Source organism: Luminiphilus sp. nBUS_16 (assembly GCF_051201645.1).
Taxonomy (GTDB): Bacteria; Pseudomonadota; Gammaproteobacteria; order Pseudomonadales; family Halieaceae; genus Luminiphilus.
Genome location: NZ_CP179205.1, coordinates 1,751,852 through 1,769,484, shown reverse-complemented (window position 1 = coordinate 1,769,484; position 17,633 = coordinate 1,751,852). Strand labels below are relative to the sequence as shown.

Here is a 17,633-nt window from a genome sequence, read left to right as displayed (position 1 = left end):
TAGATTCTTAACAAGTCCGCTGGTTTCAAGGAAGGGAGTATAGCCCCATGGTCGTGCAAGACGAAATAGAAGCTCGACTCACTGACCGCTTGTCACCACTTGAACTTGAGGTCAGAAATGAAAGTTTTATGCATAACGTACCGGCGAACTCTGAGACACATTTTAAGGTCACCGCGGTTAGTCGTGAGTTTAACGGCCTCAGAAAGGTGAGGCGTCACCAGCTTGTCTACGGTTTTTTAAGTGACCTCATCGCTGGGCCAGTGCATGCGTTAGCACTCCATTTGTACACCCCCGACGAGTGGCAAGAGAGCCTTGGCGTACCAGATTCACCGAACTGTCACGGTGGTGAAAAATAAGCGCTCAATCGGGACAGTGGCACGTACCAAACGCCCCCCGTAGCGGCTCTGGCAGATATGATACCCACGAGCTTGGCTTGCCCGCCTTTCATGCTCATGACCGCGCCTCCTGATGCCCCCGTGTTGAGTTCGCAATCAGTTTCCACCCACGACGCGCTGTGTTGAGTTACCGTGCAAGTGGTCGCAATTTTTGACCAGATAGCGTCCGCTTTGAGGCCTGAGCGCTGATAACCTGACATGGTGACAGAGCGCCCAGGTGCGAGGTCGGTAAGGGCGAAAGGCATGGCAGACACATCAGCGACGCTGGGGTCTACCAGATAGGCAATAGCCCAGTCGTGGTTCATTCCTCCACCGTGGGCGCCCAGGCGTAATTCCTGCCACGCTCCGTTGAGCCAAACTTTTGGAGGTTGGGTGAGATCCATTTTGCCGTCAAAGCAGTGCCAAGCAGTCAATATCATGCCCTTGTTACGGTCAACGAGTGTGCCTGAACAGTCCTCCGTAACGTGGTAGGCGTTAGCGCCGTGAAAGCGTTGTAGCGGTATATTCAAGCGAACAATCGCTGCGTAGGGGTAGGGCGTGGCCCTCAAGATTTCTTGAGATAGATTCTTCGTGGGATTCGCTGTGGCCTGCTGGCAGGTAAAGACCAAAAAAAAGCAAGCGACTAATGCATGGCGTCGCATCACAACGGTTGCTGCACTTTCCGCATTGACTCGATTTTGGCCTGGTGATTCGCGCTGGCCTCTTCTATCTGAATGCTGATCACTTGGGTTCTTCATGCAAGCGGCAGATAGCGTGCGAGGCTTGTAGAGTGGTCGACGGGTAATGTATCCAGACTGAAAGCAGTGGTGCAGTCAAAAAACACCTTGAATGACTGCACCACCAAATCCACGGCGGGCTGTTACATTCCGGTTTGAGGAAGTTTTTGCATCGCAATCGCTAGCGCTTCGGTGTAAACAACAACGACGGTTTCACCCAGTGATACGCCTTCAAATTTTACCGCTGGAATGCCGCCGACGGTGTGCATTTTCCCACGGCTATCTTTTATCATGACGAATCCCGCCTCAGCATCGAAAGCTTCGATGGAGCAGACAGCGCGCACCTGGCGAGCGGCACCAACGGCTGGGTGGGCAGGGTTCTCATCAATAACGCCGTCTTCTAAGACGACCCAGGGATTGGCCAGCTCCTCTTCGGTTGGCTCACGAACTTCGCCATGCAATGAGGCTAAGTATTCCGCTGCAACTCGATCACCCACACTGAGGTCTGAGATCTTTACAATTTTTTCTTGAGCAACGACGGTAACGTGCTGCCCTTGAGGCCCGACTAACGTCACCTCTTTGGTTTCAAGATCAATTGCAGAAATTTCTGCTTCGATGGTGGCTACTACCGCGCGGGTTCCCTCGGCTTTGGGCTGGTGGTGTTCATGGCCGCCTTCGTGATGGGCAGCATAGAGTGCCGGAGCGACCAAGGTAAGCATTACAGCAATAGTGCGGGCTAAGAGTTTCATGTTGATTCCTTTATTTTCAATTTAACGTATTGGCTGTGCCTTGCGGCCGTGATGGCCGAAGCGAGGTGAGTCATGCCCCTCAATCGGTTTGTTTATGACTACAATATTAGCACTTACAACGGCCTTCAACGCGCAGTGTTTGGACTCCCATATTTAAAAGGTGTCTTTCCACTCACGTAGCCCCGCAAAAACCGCATCACCGTCAGTGCTAGAAGATCTAGACTCTGCGACTAATTTTTCGATGACACTGGCTGCGTCCCAGCGCATGAAAGGGTTTGTTGCAATTTCGTCAGCTAGCAGCGACGGTACTGTGGGAATGTTTCGTTCACGCAGCGACTTACAATCTGCTACGCGCGCTGCAAGTGCGGCATTGTGAGGATCAGCGCTCAGGGCAAAACGGAGGTTTGCCAAGGTATATTCGTGGGCACAGTAGATTTTCGTGTCAGGGTTTAGACCGCGAAGTTTAGCCAATGAATTTCTCATCATTGGGTGGGTCCCCTCAAAAACCCGGCCACAGCCTCCGGCGAACAGCGTATCGCCACAGAACAGTACCCCATCGCCTTGGTATGCAATATGATCCAGTGTGTGCCCCGGCACCTCTATGACCTGCAGCGTCTGCCCTAGAACCTGAAGCGTGTCGCCTTCACTCACTCGATAGGTCACCGGCGTGATTTTTGGATTTTCTGGCGCCCAAACCTCACACTTTGTCGCATCTACAAGTTCCGCGATACCACCAACATGGTCAAAATGATGGTGGGTGATCAAAACCCCTTTCAGCGTCAGACTGCGCTCAGACAAGGCCTCGAGGACTGGCGCGGCATCACCGGGATCAACGACCACCGCGTCGGTGTCGTCGTGCAGCAGCCAAATATAGTTGTCTGAAAAGGCCGGGATAGGTTCAATAGTCAGCATTGTCGTCATGTGCATACTCGCTACGGGTGGGGTACTACTAGTCGGGGGGTTGCCGCAACCACCCGGGTGCAGCTATCGTGCCACGATGCGTCGTTTCTTTACAATCCGCCCGCAAGCGTCCCCGCGTCCAGCCCTAGAGCATTGGTACGCTGACACGCCCCTTGGTCAGCGGCTAAAAGCGCAATTGGTCAAGGACATGACCGTGGTTCTCGATCAGTGGTTTGGGTATCACCTGTTAGTTATTGGTCCCGACGCGGATATCCCGATCAGCAACCTGACGCGGGTTCGCCGCGTAACGCAGGTGTTAGACCGTCAGCAAAATCCCCGTGAGGGCTGCACTGGGATCTATGCAAACGATGAGGAGCTTCCCATCGCCACTGAATCCATTGACGTGGTGGTTGTAATGAATGCCCTTGATCTCAGTGCTGATCAACACCAGTTGTTGCGGGAAGTTCATCGGGTACTGACGCCCCATGGCCATCTTCTTGTCGTTGGTGCCAATGGCTTGAGTCTCGCTGGTTTATGGCGGCGTGTTGCTGGCCTTTGGTCAGGTTTTCGATCAGCTGCTGGTCGTGAACCGGGTCCAAGACGGCTGGAAGATTGGCTAAAACTGTTGGACTTTGCTGTGGCACCAGTGCGCCACAAGCTCGTGATCCCTGCTGCGGGTAATAGCCGCTGGGCGCGTTGGCTAATTGGCATTGATGAGTGGATGGTCGACCACAACATACCTTTGGGCTCAACCTATCTGATGTTCGCTGACAAACTGGTTAGGGGTAATACCAAGATGCATTCTTTTGAGCGTACTCGAGCGCGACTCATGGGGCTATCGGTCCCCAATTCCGTGGTAGGTACGCGGGGCTCTGCGACACGCAGCCCGCTAAGGCCTGTTGAATGAAACACGTTGAAGCGTTCACAGACGGTGCTTGTAAGGGCAATCCCGGGCCAGGAGGTTGGGGCGTCTTACTGCGGCTTGAGGGTGAGTCCCGTGAATTGTTTGGAGGCGAGAGTGCTACGACCAACAATCGGATGGAGCTTACAGCCGCTATAGAAGCTCTCGCGGCACTATCAGAAACGTGCACGGTAGAACTCACAACCGACTCTACTTACGTTAAAGATGGTGTGACTCGCTGGATGGTCAACTGGGAGCGTAACGGCTGGCGAACAGCTGCCGGGAAGCCGGTAAAAAATCAAGATTTGTGGCAGGCGCTGAAGGCACAGGTAACCCGGCATCAAGTGAATTGGCACTGGGTAAAGGGCCACAGTGGGCACCCTGAAAACGAGCTGGCGGATACGCTCGCCAATCGCGGGATATCGGAGCTGAAAGGGTGAAGCGGCAGGTCGTACTAGATACTGAAACAACGGGTTTGGAAGTTAGTCAGGGGCATCGCATTATTGAAATAGGCTGTGTTGAGTTGATCAACCGTCGCTTAACAGGACGGCACTTTCACCAATATATACAACCTGAGCGGGATATTGATGCGGGTGCCTTGGCCGTACACGGCATAACGCCAGAATTTTTGGCCGGCAAACCCACATTTGATCGCATCGTTAAGGACTTCCTTGGCTTTATCGAAGATGCCGAACTCGTCATCCATAACGCCCCTTTCGACGTGGGCTTCATCGATGCTGAGTTCATGCGCCTCGATCGTAATCATCCCAATACCGCCTCGCTGTGCTCTGTTGTCGACACCCTGACATTGGCTCGATCCAAACATCCCGGCCAGAGAAATAGCCTAGATGCTCTGTGTCAGCGGTATCACGTAGATAACGCATCCCGAACCCTGCATGGGGCACTCTTGGATGCTGAAATCCTTGCTGACGTTTACCTGACTATGACAGGAGGGCAGACCACGCTTGGTCTTCATGATGAGCAGAGCGAGGAGGGTGGTGGTGCTGGGGGTACTGGGAGAATCAGACGGCTCAATGCAGACCGCGCGGCGTTACCTGTGTTGTGCGCAACACCTCAGGAAGTGGACCGCCACGAAAGTCGCCTCGACCAAATAGCAACCCACAGTGGCGGTACTGTGTTGTGGCGGGAACAGTGAACAGAAGTTCTTCAGCGCCTATCCCGCACACCACCAAAAGCAAAACTGCCCTGTGGTGTTTCTAAATAAACAAGTAAACCGCACCCAGGCCGACTGAGCCCAGAACGACGGTGTAGGGCAATGCCATCACCACCATTCGACCGTAGGACAAACGAATCAATGGTGCGACCGCAGACGTTAGCAAGAATAAGAACGCGGCCTGTCCGTTGGGCGTCGCAACACTGGGGAGATTCGTCCCTGTATTAATCGCCACCGCTAAACTGTCGAATTCAGCGCGGGTAATCTCTCCAGCATCCAGAGCCGCTTTGACCTCGTTGATGTATACCGTAGCAACGAAGACGTTGTCAGAAATCATCGACAGCACTCCGTTTGCGACAAAAAACATAGAAGGGCGGATACTGGCATCTAGGTTAAGCACCCAATCGATGACTGGTGTGAACAAATGCTGTTCGTGAATCACAGCGACAATGGCAAAAAAGACAACCAGCAGTGCGGTAAACGGAAGGGCCTCTTCGAAAGCATGGCCAATTTGGTGCTCCTCGGTGATTCCGTTAAACGCAGTGAGCAAGACAATTACCAGTAACCCGATGAGCCCTACCGCGGCTAGGTGCAATGCCAAGCCAATGACCAATATGACGGCGACGCAAGCCTGTATTACGAGTTTTGCATTGCTACGTGGGCTGGCTTTGGCCATTTCTCCTTGCTGGAACTCCTCTAAGACGGTTCGGACTCTGGCGGGGAGTTGCGCGCCATAGCCAAATGAACCCGTCATTTCTAGTAGTAGGCAGGTCACTAAACCCATGGCGAGAACTGGCATGGTTACCGGCGCCATGAGAATAAAAAATTCAATGAAGTCCCAGCCGGCGACAGTAGCGATCAATAAATTCTGTGGCTCTCCGACCAGGGTGCAGACCCCACCCAGCGCGGTACCCACGGCACCATGCATCATGAGACTTCGTAGGAAGGATCGGAAATTCTCCAGGTCTTCGCGATGATGGTCATGAACGCTGTTGTCATCCGCATGATCATGGTCATCCTCGCCGTGATGTTTGCCCGACGCGACCTTGTGGTAAACCGAATAAAAGCCCACGCTCACACTGATGAGAACGGCTGTGACCGTGAGGGCATCTAAGAATGCAGAAAGCACTGCGGCAACCAGCGAGAACAACAGCGACAATACTTTTTTGGATCGTACGTTTAGAAGAATTTTAGTAAATACGAAAAGCAGGAGATCCTTCATAAAGTAGATACCTGCCACCATGAACATTAGCAGAAGGATCACTTCAAAATTAGCCGCGGTTTCGTGGTAAACGGTGTGGGGATCAGCCATGCCGATCACGATGGCTTCGATAGCGAGCAACCCACCGGGCTGCAGCGGATAACAACGAAGCGCTAGCGCGAGAGTGAATATAAATTCTCCGATCAGTACCCAACCAGTAATAAATGGACCTGCCACGGCAAGGAGGATGGGGTTCAAAACTAAAAAGCCGATGATCGCCTGCTTGTACCAAGTGGGCGAAGACCCCAAAAAATTATGCCAAAACGCCTGGCGTGCTGATTCTTGCATGGTAGAGCCCTGTGTTGTTTTTAGTCGGGTTGGTTGGGGATATTACGCTGAAAAGGCGGAAAACGATGAGAATGAATGAGTTTATTGGAAAAAGACAGAATTGATATCATGGAAATGGACTTTTGCCGGGTTGTGTCCACCCTCTGGGGTTTCTACTATGCGGCGGCGCACAGGAGAAAGACATGCTTGAAATAAAAACCGTCGACGAGTCACCGGCTGCAGGGGACTATGTATTTATCTTTGCAAAAGACAATGCGGTCGTGTCATTGCAACGTCCACCCGACCAATTTTGGCTGCGCCACGAAGCTGAACAAGCATTTGGTGATGTCGGTGTCGGAGCGCCCTTGGGTTATTGGGCCGGTCGACCCAGCTATGTCGTGGAAGTGGAATCGCAGGGCTTAAACGCGATGGAGCATCTTTCGGGTAATTTATACTCACTTTTCGGGCGGGTGCCTGATGCCGTTTTTGCTGCCTATGGTCGAGCGTTGCAGATGCTTTCGTGGAAGCGAGATCACAGGTTTTGTGGGCGTTGTGGTGCTGAAACCCTGCTGACAGACGGCAATAAAGCGCTCGCTTGTAAAGCCTGTAACCACAGCTCTTACCCGCGTTTGAATCCCTGCGTCATTGTCGCCGTGGGTAAAGGCGAGCAGTTGTTGCTGGCAACAGCAGCGGGGCGTGCCACAGGTTTTCATAGTACTCTTGCCGGGTTCATTGAGCCGGGTGAATCTGCAGAGCAGGCTGTTATCCGAGAGGTACAGGAAGAAGTAGGCATCAGCGTGACCAATGTAAGATATTTCACCTCACAGCCCTGGCCTTTTCCCAGTCAGTTGATGTTGGGCTTTTTTGCGGACCATGCCGATGGTGACATCGTTATTGACCCTACCGAAATAGCGCATGCAGACTGGTATAGTCGCGACGCGCTGCCGGTGATTCCGCCCCCTCAGTCAATCGCAGGTCAACTGATACACCAATTTTTTGCAGCGCCTTAATCGTTCGCTGTTACTCACGTCTCGAAGGGAGTCGTAATGGAATTTTTTCAGGAAATCGGTCTTTTTCTAGCGGAGGCTGTCATTTTAGTGACCGCGATTATTGTCGTGGTTGTCGCAATAGCCGCGGTGAGTCAACGCCGACGAGACGGAGAGGAGGGCTACATCGAGGTCCGCCGACTTAACGACCGCTATACCGCATTTCACGACGCCGTCCGCTCATTTACTGAGCATGCAGAAAGTCGAAAAGTGCGTGAGAAGGCAGAAAAGAAAACGGCAAAGGCAGAGCAAAAGCAGGCCAAGAAAAAGGCGAAGGAGAAGGAGAGCGAGAACGTCGATGACAGTAGCAAAGAGACCGAGGGTGCTGCCCGACTTTTCGTTCTGCGATTCCAAGGCGACATTAGAGCCAGTGAAACAGAAAGCCTGAGGGAGGAAATCTCGGCGATCGCACCAGAACTTCGTCAGGGTGACGAGGTCCTGCTGTGCCTCGAGAGTCCCGGTGGCATGGTTCACAGCTACGGCTTGGCCGCAAGCCAATTGCAACGTATCCGAGCAACAGGCGCCTCATTGACCGTTGCTGTCGATAAGGTTGCCGCGAGTGGTGGTTACATGATGGCGTGTGTGGCGGACCGAATTATATCGGCCCCGTTCGCAGTGATAGGGTCCATCGGTGTGCTGGCTCAGCTTCCAAATTTCCACCGACTTCTGAAGAAAAATGATGTCGATTTTGAGCTGCTAACAGCGGGGAAATACAAGCGAACATTGACGATGTTTGGTGAAAATACTGATGACGGTCGAGCTAAGTTTGTTGAGGACTTAGAGGACACCTATGATCTCTTTAAAGACTTTGTGGCGATTAACCGTCCTATTGTCGATATTGAAGCTGTCGCCACCGGTGAAATTTGGTACGGGCAGCGTGCCCTAGATCAAAAGCTTGTGGATGAGCTGTCCACCTCGGATGCCTATCTACAAACTCGCCTTGTCGAGACCGAGGCATTTGAAGTTCGGTTTGTCCCTAAAAAAAGTTGGCAAGAAAAATTTGGCATGGCAGCCGAGGCGGGGATCGAACGGACATTTCTGCGCCTTTGGCAACAGGGGGCCAGCCGGTTTTTACCTTAGGGGGGAGGGGGGCGCTCTGCCCGGCTACAGTGAGTTCCCCGCAACAGTGCGTTATCGACCAGCGCTTCTTGATCTTCTCCAGGGGTTGCCAGCACCGCCGCTGAGAGGGTTTGTTCGCAGGCATTTTCTGTCGGTGTTTTCGTGGTTTCACTCAAAAAATACACGATCAGTACAACTGTGGTGGCCAAAACAGCGCTGCTGATAAATTTGCCGCGTTTATTCATGATTCCAGCGCCAATTCGAGAACCGCAGCATGGTGACTGAGATACACACTTCCTCCTAGCTGTCGTAAAAACGCACTGCGCTTGAGGGCGTCCATCACCGGACCTTTAACCTCGCTAAGGTGCAACTTTACGTTGCGTTCCAGTAGGCTCGTGTTGACTGACTGTAGTGCCTCCAATGCGCTCAGGTCTATCGTATTCACTGCAGGACACATCAGTATGACGTGCTCTACACCTTCGCGCTGCTCGAGTTCGGTGTCAACCAGCTCTTCTAGAAACGCGGCGTTGGCAAAATATAAACTTTCATCGATCCTAATGGACAGGATATTGGCGTGAGTCTGCACCTCATGACGGTCGATATTTCGATAATGCTCGGTGCCCGGCACGGTCCCAACGATGGCGAAATGAGGACGCATGGTTCTGTACAAATGAAGTGCAATACTGGCAGTAACGCCAGAAATAACACCAATCTCAACGCCCAGCAGCAGAGTCAGTAATATCGTGATCGCAATGGCCAAGAAGTCTGCGTGATCGTAATGCCAGGCGTCCCTAACGATTCTCCAGTCAATGAGACTGCTGACAGCTATTACGATAGTGGCGGCTAGGGTCGCTTTGGGCAGGTAGTAAAGCGCTGGTGTCAGTAATAAAGCTGCGATTGCAATGCCCAGAGCCGTAAATGCAGAGGCCGCTTGGGTTTTAGCACCGGCATCAAAGTTGACAACTGACCGGGAGAAACCCCCGGTAACGGGAAACCCACCAGAGAATGCAGAGGCGACGTTTGCGGCACCTAAGCCAATAAGTTCTTGATTGGCGTCAATACGTTCACGGCGCTTAGCCCCCAGGGTACGCCCTACCGACACCGACTCGATGAACCCTATGAGAGCAATGAGAAATGCCGGAAGTATCAAGTCGTTAAACACTTCCCAATTAATATGTGGTTGTGCAAAAGCCGGCAGCCCCTGCGGGATGGTCCCCACTACAGCTACACCTTTACTATCGAGGTCTGCCGCGTACGCAATGAGAATGCTCATAATGATGGCTGCAACGGGGGCGGTTTTGGCGAGCGTCTCCGATAGCAATTGACTCAGCCCAAGTTGCGTTAATAGCGCGGCTAAATACCGACGACTCAAGTATAAAAAGAGCAGGCAGAATGATCCGACAGCCAAGGTGTGTAAGTTAGTCATGCTAAGTTTGATCGCAAGGGCGTGCAGCAGCTCAGGTAATGTCTCACCGGGAGCATCGATACCAAGAATATGACTGAGCTGGCTGAGGGCAATGATAATTCCCGACGCTGTAATAAATCCGGATACAACGGGATGAGATAAAAAATTAGTGACAAAACCAAAGCGGAGAAAGCCCAGAAGCAACAGGACGAGCCCGCTGAGTAGCGCTAAGGCGATCGCAGCCGTCGCGTAGTCAACGGTGCCCTGGTGGGCCACTTTGCCCACCGCAGTCGCTGTCATCAAAGAAACAACGGCAACTGGTCCTACAGAAAGAGTGCGGCTGGTGCCAAAAATCGCATAGGCAACGAGGGGCAGGATGCTGGCGTACAGCCCCATTTCTGGTGGCAAACCCGCCAACAGTGCGTAGGCGAGGGACTGCGGAATCAGCATAATAGTAACGATTAAAGCCGCCACCAAATCACTACACATCGTTTGTCGATTGTAGTGACGCAACCAGTCTTGGCAGGGCAGTCTAATCACGCCGATCGCCGCAGTTCATTTTCTGCCCAGTATCACTGCGGATATCAGGAGTTATGCTCTGGCTTCACCAGCCATTCCCGTCCTTTTAACATGGCATTCCAGTAAAGCCATGGCAAAGCTTGGGCCTTGAGTAGCCAGGCCAGCACTGATGGATACTGTCCATCAATGAGCCATTTGGGAAAGCTAGGAAGCAGCTTGCCGCCGTATCCGAACTCCGCGAGGACGATCTTGCCTCGCTCTACCGTTAAAGGGCATGAACCATAGCCGTTGTAATGGTTTACCCGGTAACTGGATCCCGCATGAGCGAGCAGGTTGGTGGCCACAACGGGGGCCTGGGCTCTAGCTGCTGCTGCAGTTTTTGCATTGGGGGCACTAATGACGTCGCCCAGAGACCAAACATTTTCGAAATGTTTACTCTGTAGCGTTTCTTGATCTACATCTACCCAGCCGTCTGAATTCGCCAGGGGAGATTGGCGTATGAAATCAGGAGCGCATTGAGGAGGGCAAACGTGGAGCATGTCGTACTCAGACTCTACAAGCTCGCCCTCCTGATTTCTGAAAGTGGCGATCTTCGCAGCGCTATCGATCTTTGTGAGGGTGTGCTGCAGATGTAATGCAGCGTCGTACTTTTCGATGTATTTCATCAATGCCGGCACATAATGCGCAACACCGAACAGGCCGGGGGTAGAGGTAAAGAAGTTAATATCAATATCGCGAATTACCCCCTGCCGAAACCAGTGGTCAGCGGACAGATACAGCGCCTTTTGCGGCGCTCCCGCACATTTTATAGGCATGGGTGGCTGCGTAAAAAGCGCCTTTCCTGACTTTAGGTTTTGCACAAGCTCCCACGTATAAGGTGCTGTTTTATAGCTATAATTTGAGGTCACACCATTGTGCCCTAGAGCGGCTTCAAGTCCCTCCACTCCAGACCAGTTGAGCTTCAACCCCGGGCATACCACTAAGCGTCCGTAGGTGATGTTGGTGCCGTTACTCAGCTCCAAGGCGTTATTACTAGGGTCAAGAATGTTAACCGCAGCCTTGATCCAATTGGCTGCCTTAGGCATGACTGATGCCATGGTTCTTGAGGTTGAGTGGCTCGAGAACACACCGGCTCCTACCATCGTCCAACCCGGTTGATAGTAATGTGTGTCAGCCGGCTCTACGATGGCCACCGACAGGTGAGAAGCTCTGCGTAGAATGCTCGAAGCGGTAGCGATACCCGCGGCACCACCACCCACAATTACAACATCGTATTGCTTGGCTACAGTCATCTCGGATCTCCTGTTAAAAGGTCTTGCTCAGCGATTGATGGCGCCGGCGACGCTTCTTTGGGTAGTTCAGTCATATTTATACCCCCAAAACCATTCAGGGGTACTTTAAGAAAAAACCGGTCATCTTTATCAGCTGCAGGAATGAGTCCCGCCCGCATGTTGATCTGTAAGGACGGCAGTATCAGCGAGGGCATGCCTAACTGCACATCTCGGGCCTCTCGCATGCGCACGAAGTCCTCCGCCTGAATATCGCCGCCCACATGAATGTTCTTTTCTCGCTGCTCGGCAACGGTGGTCTCGTAAGCGAGTTCCCGGTTCTCAGGCTGATAGTCATGACAAACAAAAACCCGCGTTTCCCCGGGTAAAGCCAGTAGTCGCTGAATAGATTGGAATAGGGCGGTCGCGTCACCACCGGGAAAGTCACATCGCGCAGTGCCGGCATCGGGCATAAACAGGGTGTCTCCAACGAACAAGGCATCTTCTAATAAATACGCCATGCAGGCAGGTGTGTGGCCTGGCACGTGCATAGCAACGCCCTTCAAGTGTCCCACCTCAAAACTATCGCCGTCAGCAAACACGCGGTCGAATTGGCTACCGTCTTGAGCGAAATCTGATCCTTCGTTGAAAACCTGTGCAAAGGTGTTCTGTACCTGGGTGATCTTCGCACCAATTGCGATTTGGCCTCCCAGGGCCTGTCGGATATAGGGTGCCGCGGTGAGATGGTCTGCGTGAACGTGAGTCTCTAAGATCAGGTCAACGGATAGTCCCGCGTCGCGCACGTAACCAATCAGGCCATCTGCAGTCTCCGTGCTTATGGTTCCTGAAGCGTAGTCAAAGTCCAAAACCGGATCGATAATGACGCAGTGCCCTGTGGTTGGACAGGCGACAACATAGGAAAGCGTGGAAGAATCTGGGTCGAAAAAGTGTTTAATTAGCATCGGGTTTCCAGAGTAATGTAGATGACCTCAATTTGATTATAACCTAATAGCGTTTAGTTATGTTGGCGGATCTGCCTAATCGAATCTACGTGTTTGAATTACTGATGAAATAAACCTGAGAATCGGATGTTAAATGCACCGCAGTTAAAAGGTTAAACCCAGTCCGGGGAGTGGAATACATGGCAGCGACTCTTAAGGGCCTGTCCCTATGAGCATCATTATGAATACGCATAATGTATATTATGTTAAATTATGGAGAAGCACAGGTGCGCGTAATCCTAAAGCCAATCCAACGAAAGTCCTCTGATTGCCTGCGCGAACCTGTCCCTTACGAGTTTATTAAGAACCTATGGGGCTTCTACTATATGGCTACACACTCTCTGGGGCCTGGCGTAATCAGTTCGTGATAACTTGCAGGCTGTGCTGTTGCCCGTGGCAGCCCCTCATCATTGACTGAAGGTATTGCTATGGACACATATCGAAGACAATTTCTTGTGGGCGGCGGCGCTGCGGCCCTTGGTCTGAGCTTGGGTGGCTGCGATTCTGTCCCGGCAGGCCGATACACGGAAGCTGATATCGCGTTACTCGCGAAACAAAGAGACCTTGAGGCCAAAACCAAAGGCCAAGGCCCTTACGGGCGGCAACTTTATGCCGGGTATAGAGGTCTAGCTGAGCTGCCATGGTTCGATCTTGATAACCACGGGAATCTGCAGTGCACCGACGAAGATGTTCCCTACTCTATAGACGTTCACTGCCACTTAGGGATGTCCGTGTTGTTTCGCCCGAACCTTGATTTACTCGCAGAAACACCCCGTGTGAAACATTTGCTCGATTGTGACGCTACAAACCCCGGTTGCCCCCTCGACCTCGACATTTACATTAACGGCAATTTTTCTGACCAAGCTCTCGACGATCTCACGATGAGTACCGTCGCTCAGGGTGTTTGGGGCAGCCAGTTCGCAAAAACCCAGACCATTCCTAATTTGCTGCGTGAAATGGATTCGATGCGAGTACAGCACGCCATGTTGCTACCCATCAAGCTGGGGATCCCTTTTGGCGACCAGCTTGAGCAAGATTGGTGCAACGCGGTCAGCGCAGGGGCAGCGGACCCGCAGTTACATGTTGGGCTTTCCGTTTATCCCGGTGATCCAGATGCCATTTCTGATATGCGCCAGGCCGCGGCCCGTGGCGGCCGTATCATTAAATTACACCCTACCGTGCAGCGCTTTTATCCCGATGAGCCGGCATTAATGGAGCTGTACGCTGAAGCTCAGGCTCTGGGGCTTGTGGTCTTTTTCCATGGTGGCAGAGCCGGAATTGAACCTGAGTCGTCACATCGTTTTGCCATGCCCAGGCACTACGAAGCCGCTCTCGCTGAATACCCTGATCTACAATTTATACTGGGCCACGCAGGTGCTAGGGATAGCGAGGCCATGATTGCTCTGGCTAGACGGTACGACAATGCATGGCTGGGCATTCACGGCCAAAGCCTCACCATGCTTGAAACCATGATTCAAAGCACAGATAGCGATCGATTGTTATTCGGCACCGATTGGCCCTTTTATCACCTCGGCGCTTCTCTGGCGAAAGTGCTACTGACCACTGAGTTATCAAGCCGAAGAACGCTGCGACAGAAAATACTGCGAGACAATGCTCTGAGGCTGTTTCCCGGGTTGTGGCAGGTCTGATTTTCACCTGCCTATCGCACTTGAGCCCTTTTAAATCGACTCTCGATTGCAAACCGCCCTCCCCTTGACTGATATCTGGGCATCAAAATACGAGCGGCTTCTGTCTAATTTTGGCAGTGCAGCGCGGGTCAAAAAATTAGGTGGCGCCACCCGAGGGAATGCTCAGGAACGTCCTGGGCTGCGGTGCCAGCCTGCGCTGTTCACAGCACAGCGACGACTACCGACGATGCGTTAGTGCAAACGGCTTGGGGCTTTTTCGGTGGTTATTCCTCGGCAGTTAAAACCTTTTCAACCACGTCTACACCGCGCTGTGCCATTCGTGAAAAGGTATCCTCCCCGGCTAAAACCGGCGTATGGTCTGGGAACGCTTTGCGCGTTCTATGAATCCAATAGGCCTCTGAAAAGCGACGTTGAAACGTGCGTTCAATGCCATCCTTGCCCAGAATGAATCCCAGCAAGCCGCCCCATGTGGCGGCGGGGTTATCGCTATCCCAGCCGGCTAGGGATGCTATTTGCACGGTTCGGCGAAAGTCACCCTCCCCGTAAAACAAACTGATCAGACTGGCCGCGAAGTTAATGCCCGCATCAAATGGTCTGCTGTATTGATATCCTCCTTCGCCATTGATTTGATAACGCTGGTAAATCGCATTGCGTGTTTGCTCCCAGTCGTTTTTATCGGGATTCGTTGTGTAAGCTTCTAATACAAATTCATACATGTCTCGTGCGTAGCCCGATACGGGTAACTGCTCTGCTGCCAAAGCTGCGATCGCTTGCAGTTGCGTTGCCAAATTCTCTTTGTCGTTGAGATTTGCTGCTGCGGCATGCATTACCACATAAAAACGTGCAATCGCCGCGGCCTCGCCACTGGCGGTAACAGCAATGGGTAACGCCGCTAAATTCAGCGCGGTCTGTGGTCGACCGGGTGCCATGAGCCCAAAAGATTCTGTTGTGAGCTGCGCATCTATCATTGCGAAGTCTGGGTTGTTTGAAGGGGCGCTTGTCGCCGGCGGCAGCAGCCCTTTATCTCGCATCAAGTAAAATGCCCGCTCGTTAGAGACCCAAAGGTAATTCTCTCGCCTGAACTCAGTGGGCGATATAGGGGCATTTTCGTTGCTGTATATGTGCCTCAGCCAACCTTCGCGTATTTGCTCTGCGGTTAGTTTAGGACTGCCCGAGGCCTCGGCCAGTTGCCAATACATATATTCGATATCGGTATCGTCATCAGACCCCCAGACACGATCCAACTCAGGCAGATAAAAATTAATACGACTGCTGTGATTGACAAAAGCCCCCCAAATGTTCGGCTGATCAGTGCTTCCCCAGTCCTCATCGCTGTAGAAAGGGGGTTCCACACGGTCCATTTCAGTGATCAGGCCAGTCCAATTGGCAATTGACTGACCCAGCCAAAACCCATGTAATTTTCGTGCGTAATCTGCGCGGTCAATAGCCTCTGATGTCTGAGTTGCTTGTGCCGTAGCAAAGCCTGCCTGCAGTAACAGGTACAAGGCTAAAACACGGTAAATTTGTTGCATGGCATCCTCTCAAAGTCATCATTGGTGGCGCTGCGTAACGCAAGTCATCCTAGCGTACATTGCCCAAGAGCGCCGTTTGCAGTGCGAGGGTTACAGTGCCAATGGCGGAAAATTTGGTGCTCATGGATATCTGAAGTCACACGAATGGGCCTGGATCCATTCACACAAAGCGGCACAATATGCTGCCAGAGCTAGACTAGCCACCGCTGAACAATAGCGTACATACCTATGCCGACTCGACACGTCAGCAGAAATCGCGCCCCAGTAAGTTTTATCGCTAAGAACGATGGCTTAAACCGCGAATAAGTTCGCCTTGACGATGGTGCTGAAGTGCAGCCGCGTTAAACCACGCTCTAACTACCCGTTCCCCTTTATTTTCTATTCGTACCGCTGTTGATCAAAAAGCGACGATCGCTGTGTTTTTTTGTCCGAACAGCCTCACCCCTACCCTCTTCTGCGTAAAATGCTGTCACCCCACTACGGCCAAAGAGGCTAAGCACTGTGCGTAAAATCCTTTCATGTTGTACCAATCCCGGTCTCTTCTTCAGCCTTTTGGTGTGGCTTGTCGTAACCGCTGTGGCATCAGCCGCTGCAGAAGAATCGGTTGCCGGTGATGGGGAAGCTCTGGAACCACCCACCAATGATTCAGCACCACCTCAACGCGATAGCCCTTGGCTGCTGACACCAACCTTCAGTGTGGACCCGAAATTAGGAAGAAATCTTGGCGCTATCGCCGCCTACCTGCATCGCTTCGACGAGGCATCACCGATATCCCTGTCAGGCGCAACGCTGTCCTATTCAAATACTGATTCTTTGGTCAGTGCAATGTTTGCTGACCTGTACTGGGGTGCCGATCATCACCGGCTAACTGCTGGTGCGGCATACGGTGATATCAACAACGAGTACGACGATTTTTTGGGCAGTGGTCAAACCGTTGAAACTAACGATGACTTGAAATCACTATTTATGCGCTACCGTTACAGGGTTGTAGGCGATTGGTTTTTCGGTGGCCAGCTTGTACGCACAAACTATGTGATTGGTATTCCAGCGCCCGAGGAGGTCGTCAACAATCAAGTCGGTTTAATGGGGTTCAATGCGACAGGGCTAGGCTTTGTCGTAGAAAGGGATGGGCGCAACCATGTGCGTAACCCCACCTCGGGTAGCCACCTGGTTGTCGACGGCACACGGTATAGCAGCAGTGACGATCAGCCAGACCTCGACAATGGTGACCTGCTTGAGGAACTTCTGCCAGAAGATTCACTCATAGACAGTAATGGCGATTTTGATGTGCTGCGCGGAAATTTCAATCACTACAGTTCTCTTGGGCATTGGTTTACTGGAGACCAGGCCCCGGAAACGGTGCTGGCTGTGCAAGCCTACACACGACTCACCCACGACGCGCCCGTCTCGGGTTACTCATCGGTGATTGTGCCGGGCTACACCCGGGGAAATTATTTAGGGGAGAATTCTGTTGGAGGCCAATTTGATTTACGGATGCCTATCTCTCAACGCTGGGGTGTTGTCGTGTTCGGCGGCATAGGCTGCTTATTTGGTGACGGTATAGGGTCAAACGCCACCTCCCAAAGCTGTAGCGATGAGCTTTATCCAGGCATTGGTGCAGGAGTCAGTTGGCTAGTAAAGCCTGAGTCTGGAGTCGTCATGCGCATGGAAGCTGCAAAAGGATCCGGTGACAACTCGGCGGTCTACCTGAGGTTTGGCCATCCATTCTGATATAACGGGTGGTATGGGCCGAAAATGACGTCATCGGGTCACCCCGTTTGGCACGTATAG

17 protein-coding genes are annotated in these 17,633 nt (G+C 52.4%); 8 read left to right on the top strand and 9 right to left on the bottom strand.

The annotated features are described in order from the left end of the window. Positions 1-47 precede the first annotated feature (47 nt). Complete coding sequence (locus tag ACMAY6_RS07860; RefSeq protein ID WP_435210777.1) at positions 48-356, top strand: BolA family protein; 309 nt, start codon at positions 48-50, stop codon at positions 354-356. Here the strand turns inward: ACMAY6_RS07860 and ACMAY6_RS07855 are convergent. The 3 genes from ACMAY6_RS07855 to gloB form a co-directional block, all read right to left on the bottom strand. After that, the gene (locus ACMAY6_RS07855; RefSeq protein ID WP_435210775.1) at positions 338-1,132 is read right to left on the bottom strand and encodes a trypsin-like serine peptidase; all 795 of its coding nucleotides are present in this window, start codon (positions 1,130-1,132) and stop codon (positions 338-340) included. The two genes, ACMAY6_RS07860 and ACMAY6_RS07855, sit on opposite strands and share 19 nt — an antisense overlap. 122 nt (positions 1,133-1,254) lie before the next feature. Further along, a complete protein-coding gene (locus ACMAY6_RS07850; protein ID WP_435210773.1) occupies positions 1,255-1,860 on the bottom strand; it encodes a hypothetical protein in 606 nt (201 codons plus the stop codon). A 153-nt stretch (positions 1,861-2,013) separates the two neighbouring features. Then, positions 2,014-2,781, bottom strand: a complete 768-nt coding sequence (gene gloB, locus ACMAY6_RS07845; protein ID WP_435210772.1) for a hydroxyacylglutathione hydrolase — start codon at positions 2,779-2,781, stop codon at positions 2,014-2,016. 187 nt (positions 2,782-2,968) lie between these two features. Here gloB and ACMAY6_RS07840 point away from each other — a divergent pair, with 187 nt between their 5' ends. Genes ACMAY6_RS07840 through dnaQ form a run of 3 tightly spaced genes read left to right on the top strand, consistent with a single transcriptional unit; the run spans position 2,969 to position 4,817 of the window. Further along, a complete protein-coding gene (locus ACMAY6_RS07840) occupies positions 2,969-3,667 on the top strand; it encodes a methyltransferase domain-containing protein (RefSeq protein WP_435210770.1) in 699 nt (232 codons plus the stop codon). Further along, the gene (rnhA, locus tag ACMAY6_RS07835; RefSeq protein WP_435210768.1) at positions 3,664-4,101 is read left to right on the top strand and encodes a ribonuclease HI; all 438 of its coding nucleotides are present in this window, start codon (positions 3,664-3,666) and stop codon (positions 4,099-4,101) included. The genes ACMAY6_RS07840 and rnhA overlap by 4 nt, the downstream gene beginning before the upstream one ends. After that, entirely contained in the window at positions 4,098-4,817 is a 720-nt protein-coding gene (gene dnaQ, locus ACMAY6_RS07830; RefSeq protein ID WP_435210766.1) for a DNA polymerase III subunit epsilon, read from the top strand. The genes rnhA and dnaQ overlap by 4 nt, the downstream gene beginning before the upstream one ends. A 61-nt stretch (positions 4,818-4,878) precedes the next feature. Here dnaQ and nhaB read toward each other — a convergent pair whose 3' ends face one another. Further along, positions 4,879-6,384 carry a sodium/proton antiporter NhaB gene (gene nhaB, locus ACMAY6_RS07825; RefSeq protein WP_435210764.1) on the bottom strand — a complete coding sequence of 502 codons (1,506 nt, stop codon included), beginning with the start codon at positions 6,382-6,384 and terminating at the stop codon, positions 4,879-4,881. Between the two features lie 182 nt (positions 6,385-6,566). On the opposite strand from nhaB, the gene nudC reads away from it, so the two are divergent. Beyond that, the gene (gene nudC, locus ACMAY6_RS07820; protein WP_435215936.1) at positions 6,567-7,373 is read left to right on the top strand and encodes an NAD(+) diphosphatase; all 807 of its coding nucleotides are present in this window, start codon (positions 6,567-6,569) and stop codon (positions 7,371-7,373) included. Between the two features lie 36 nt (positions 7,374-7,409). Then, positions 7,410-8,489 (top strand): protease SohB, encoded by a 1,080-nt coding sequence (gene sohB, locus ACMAY6_RS07815; protein ID WP_435215934.1) that lies wholly within the window; start codon positions 7,410-7,412, stop codon positions 8,487-8,489. Here the strand turns inward: sohB and ACMAY6_RS07810 are convergent. The 4 genes from ACMAY6_RS07810 to ACMAY6_RS07795 are packed head-to-tail and all read right to left on the bottom strand — an operon-like array spanning position 8,486 to position 12,622. Next, the gene (locus ACMAY6_RS07810) at positions 8,486-8,713 is read right to left on the bottom strand and encodes a hypothetical protein (protein ID WP_435215932.1); all 228 of its coding nucleotides are present in this window, start codon (positions 8,711-8,713) and stop codon (positions 8,486-8,488) included. The genes sohB and ACMAY6_RS07810 overlap by 4 nt on opposite strands. Continuing rightward, complete coding sequence (locus ACMAY6_RS07805; RefSeq protein WP_435215930.1) at positions 8,710-10,413, bottom strand: SulP family inorganic anion transporter; 1,704 nt, start codon at positions 10,411-10,413, stop codon at positions 8,710-8,712. Before ACMAY6_RS07805 ends, ACMAY6_RS07810 begins: the two co-directional genes overlap by 4 nt. Before the next feature lie 44 nt (positions 10,414-10,457). Further along, the gene (locus tag ACMAY6_RS07800) at positions 10,458-11,684 is read right to left on the bottom strand and encodes an NAD(P)/FAD-dependent oxidoreductase (RefSeq protein WP_435215928.1); all 1,227 of its coding nucleotides are present in this window, start codon (positions 11,682-11,684) and stop codon (positions 10,458-10,460) included. Then, the gene (locus tag ACMAY6_RS07795; RefSeq protein WP_435215926.1) at positions 11,681-12,622 is read right to left on the bottom strand and encodes an MBL fold metallo-hydrolase; all 942 of its coding nucleotides are present in this window, start codon (positions 12,620-12,622) and stop codon (positions 11,681-11,683) included. The genes ACMAY6_RS07800 and ACMAY6_RS07795 overlap by 4 nt, the downstream gene beginning before the upstream one ends. Before the next feature lie 467 nt (positions 12,623-13,089). Between ACMAY6_RS07795 and ACMAY6_RS07790 the strand changes: the two genes are divergently transcribed. Continuing rightward, positions 13,090-14,310 carry an amidohydrolase family protein gene (locus tag ACMAY6_RS07790; RefSeq protein WP_435215924.1) on the top strand — a complete coding sequence of 407 codons (1,221 nt, stop codon included), beginning with the start codon at positions 13,090-13,092 and terminating at the stop codon, positions 14,308-14,310. Between the two features lie 263 nt (positions 14,311-14,573). On the opposite strand, the gene ACMAY6_RS07785 is transcribed toward ACMAY6_RS07790, so the two are convergent. Continuing rightward, a complete protein-coding gene (locus tag ACMAY6_RS07785) occupies positions 14,574-15,842 on the bottom strand; it encodes an ADP-ribosylglycohydrolase family protein (RefSeq protein ID WP_435215922.1) in 1,269 nt (422 codons plus the stop codon). Positions 15,843-16,343: 501 nt separating this feature from the next. On the opposite strand from ACMAY6_RS07785, the gene ACMAY6_RS07780 reads away from it, so the two are divergent. Continuing rightward, positions 16,344-17,573 carry a hypothetical protein gene (locus ACMAY6_RS07780; protein WP_435215920.1) on the top strand — a complete coding sequence of 410 codons (1,230 nt, stop codon included), beginning with the start codon at positions 16,344-16,346 and terminating at the stop codon, positions 17,571-17,573. Positions 17,574-17,633: the final 60 nt, after the last annotated feature.

Bases quoted from the DNA above. Each gene is read 5' to 3' on its own strand.
- ACMAY6_RS07790 (WP_435215924.1), top strand. From the start codon at position 13,090: ATGGACACATATCGAAGACAATTTCTTGTGGGCGGCGGCGCTGCGGCC.
- ACMAY6_RS07810 (WP_435215932.1), bottom strand. From the start codon at position 8,713: ATGAATAAACGCGGCAAATTTATCAGCAGCGCTGTTTTGGCCACCACA.
- ACMAY6_RS07860 (WP_435210777.1), top strand. From the start codon at position 48: ATGGTCGTGCAAGACGAAATAGAAGCTCGACTCACTGACCGCTTGTCA.
- ACMAY6_RS07795 (WP_435215926.1), bottom strand. From the start codon at position 12,622: ATGCTAATTAAACACTTTTTCGACCCAGATTCTTCCACGCTTTCCTAT.
- ACMAY6_RS07840 (WP_435210770.1), top strand. From the start codon at position 2,969: ATGACCGTGGTTCTCGATCAGTGGTTTGGGTATCACCTGTTAGTTATT.
- rnhA (WP_435210768.1), top strand. From the start codon at position 3,664: ATGAAACACGTTGAAGCGTTCACAGACGGTGCTTGTAAGGGCAATCCC.
- ACMAY6_RS07785 (WP_435215922.1), bottom strand. From the start codon at position 15,842: ATGCAACAAATTTACCGTGTTTTAGCCTTGTACCTGTTACTGCAGGCA.
- ACMAY6_RS07800 (WP_435215928.1), bottom strand. From the start codon at position 11,684: ATGACTGTAGCCAAGCAATACGATGTTGTAATTGTGGGTGGTGGTGCC.
- ACMAY6_RS07855 (WP_435210775.1), bottom strand. From the start codon at position 1,132: ATGAAGAACCCAAGTGATCAGCATTCAGATAGAAGAGGCCAGCGCGAA.
- nudC (WP_435215936.1), top strand. From the start codon at position 6,567: ATGCTTGAAATAAAAACCGTCGACGAGTCACCGGCTGCAGGGGACTAT.
- nhaB (WP_435210764.1), bottom strand. From the start codon at position 6,384: ATGCAAGAATCAGCACGCCAGGCGTTTTGGCATAATTTTTTGGGGTCT.
- gloB (WP_435210772.1), bottom strand. From the start codon at position 2,781: ATGACGACAATGCTGACTATTGAACCTATCCCGGCCTTTTCAGACAAC.
- sohB (WP_435215934.1), top strand. From the start codon at position 7,410: ATGGAATTTTTTCAGGAAATCGGTCTTTTTCTAGCGGAGGCTGTCATT.
- ACMAY6_RS07850 (WP_435210773.1), bottom strand. From the start codon at position 1,860: ATGAAACTCTTAGCCCGCACTATTGCTGTAATGCTTACCTTGGTCGCT.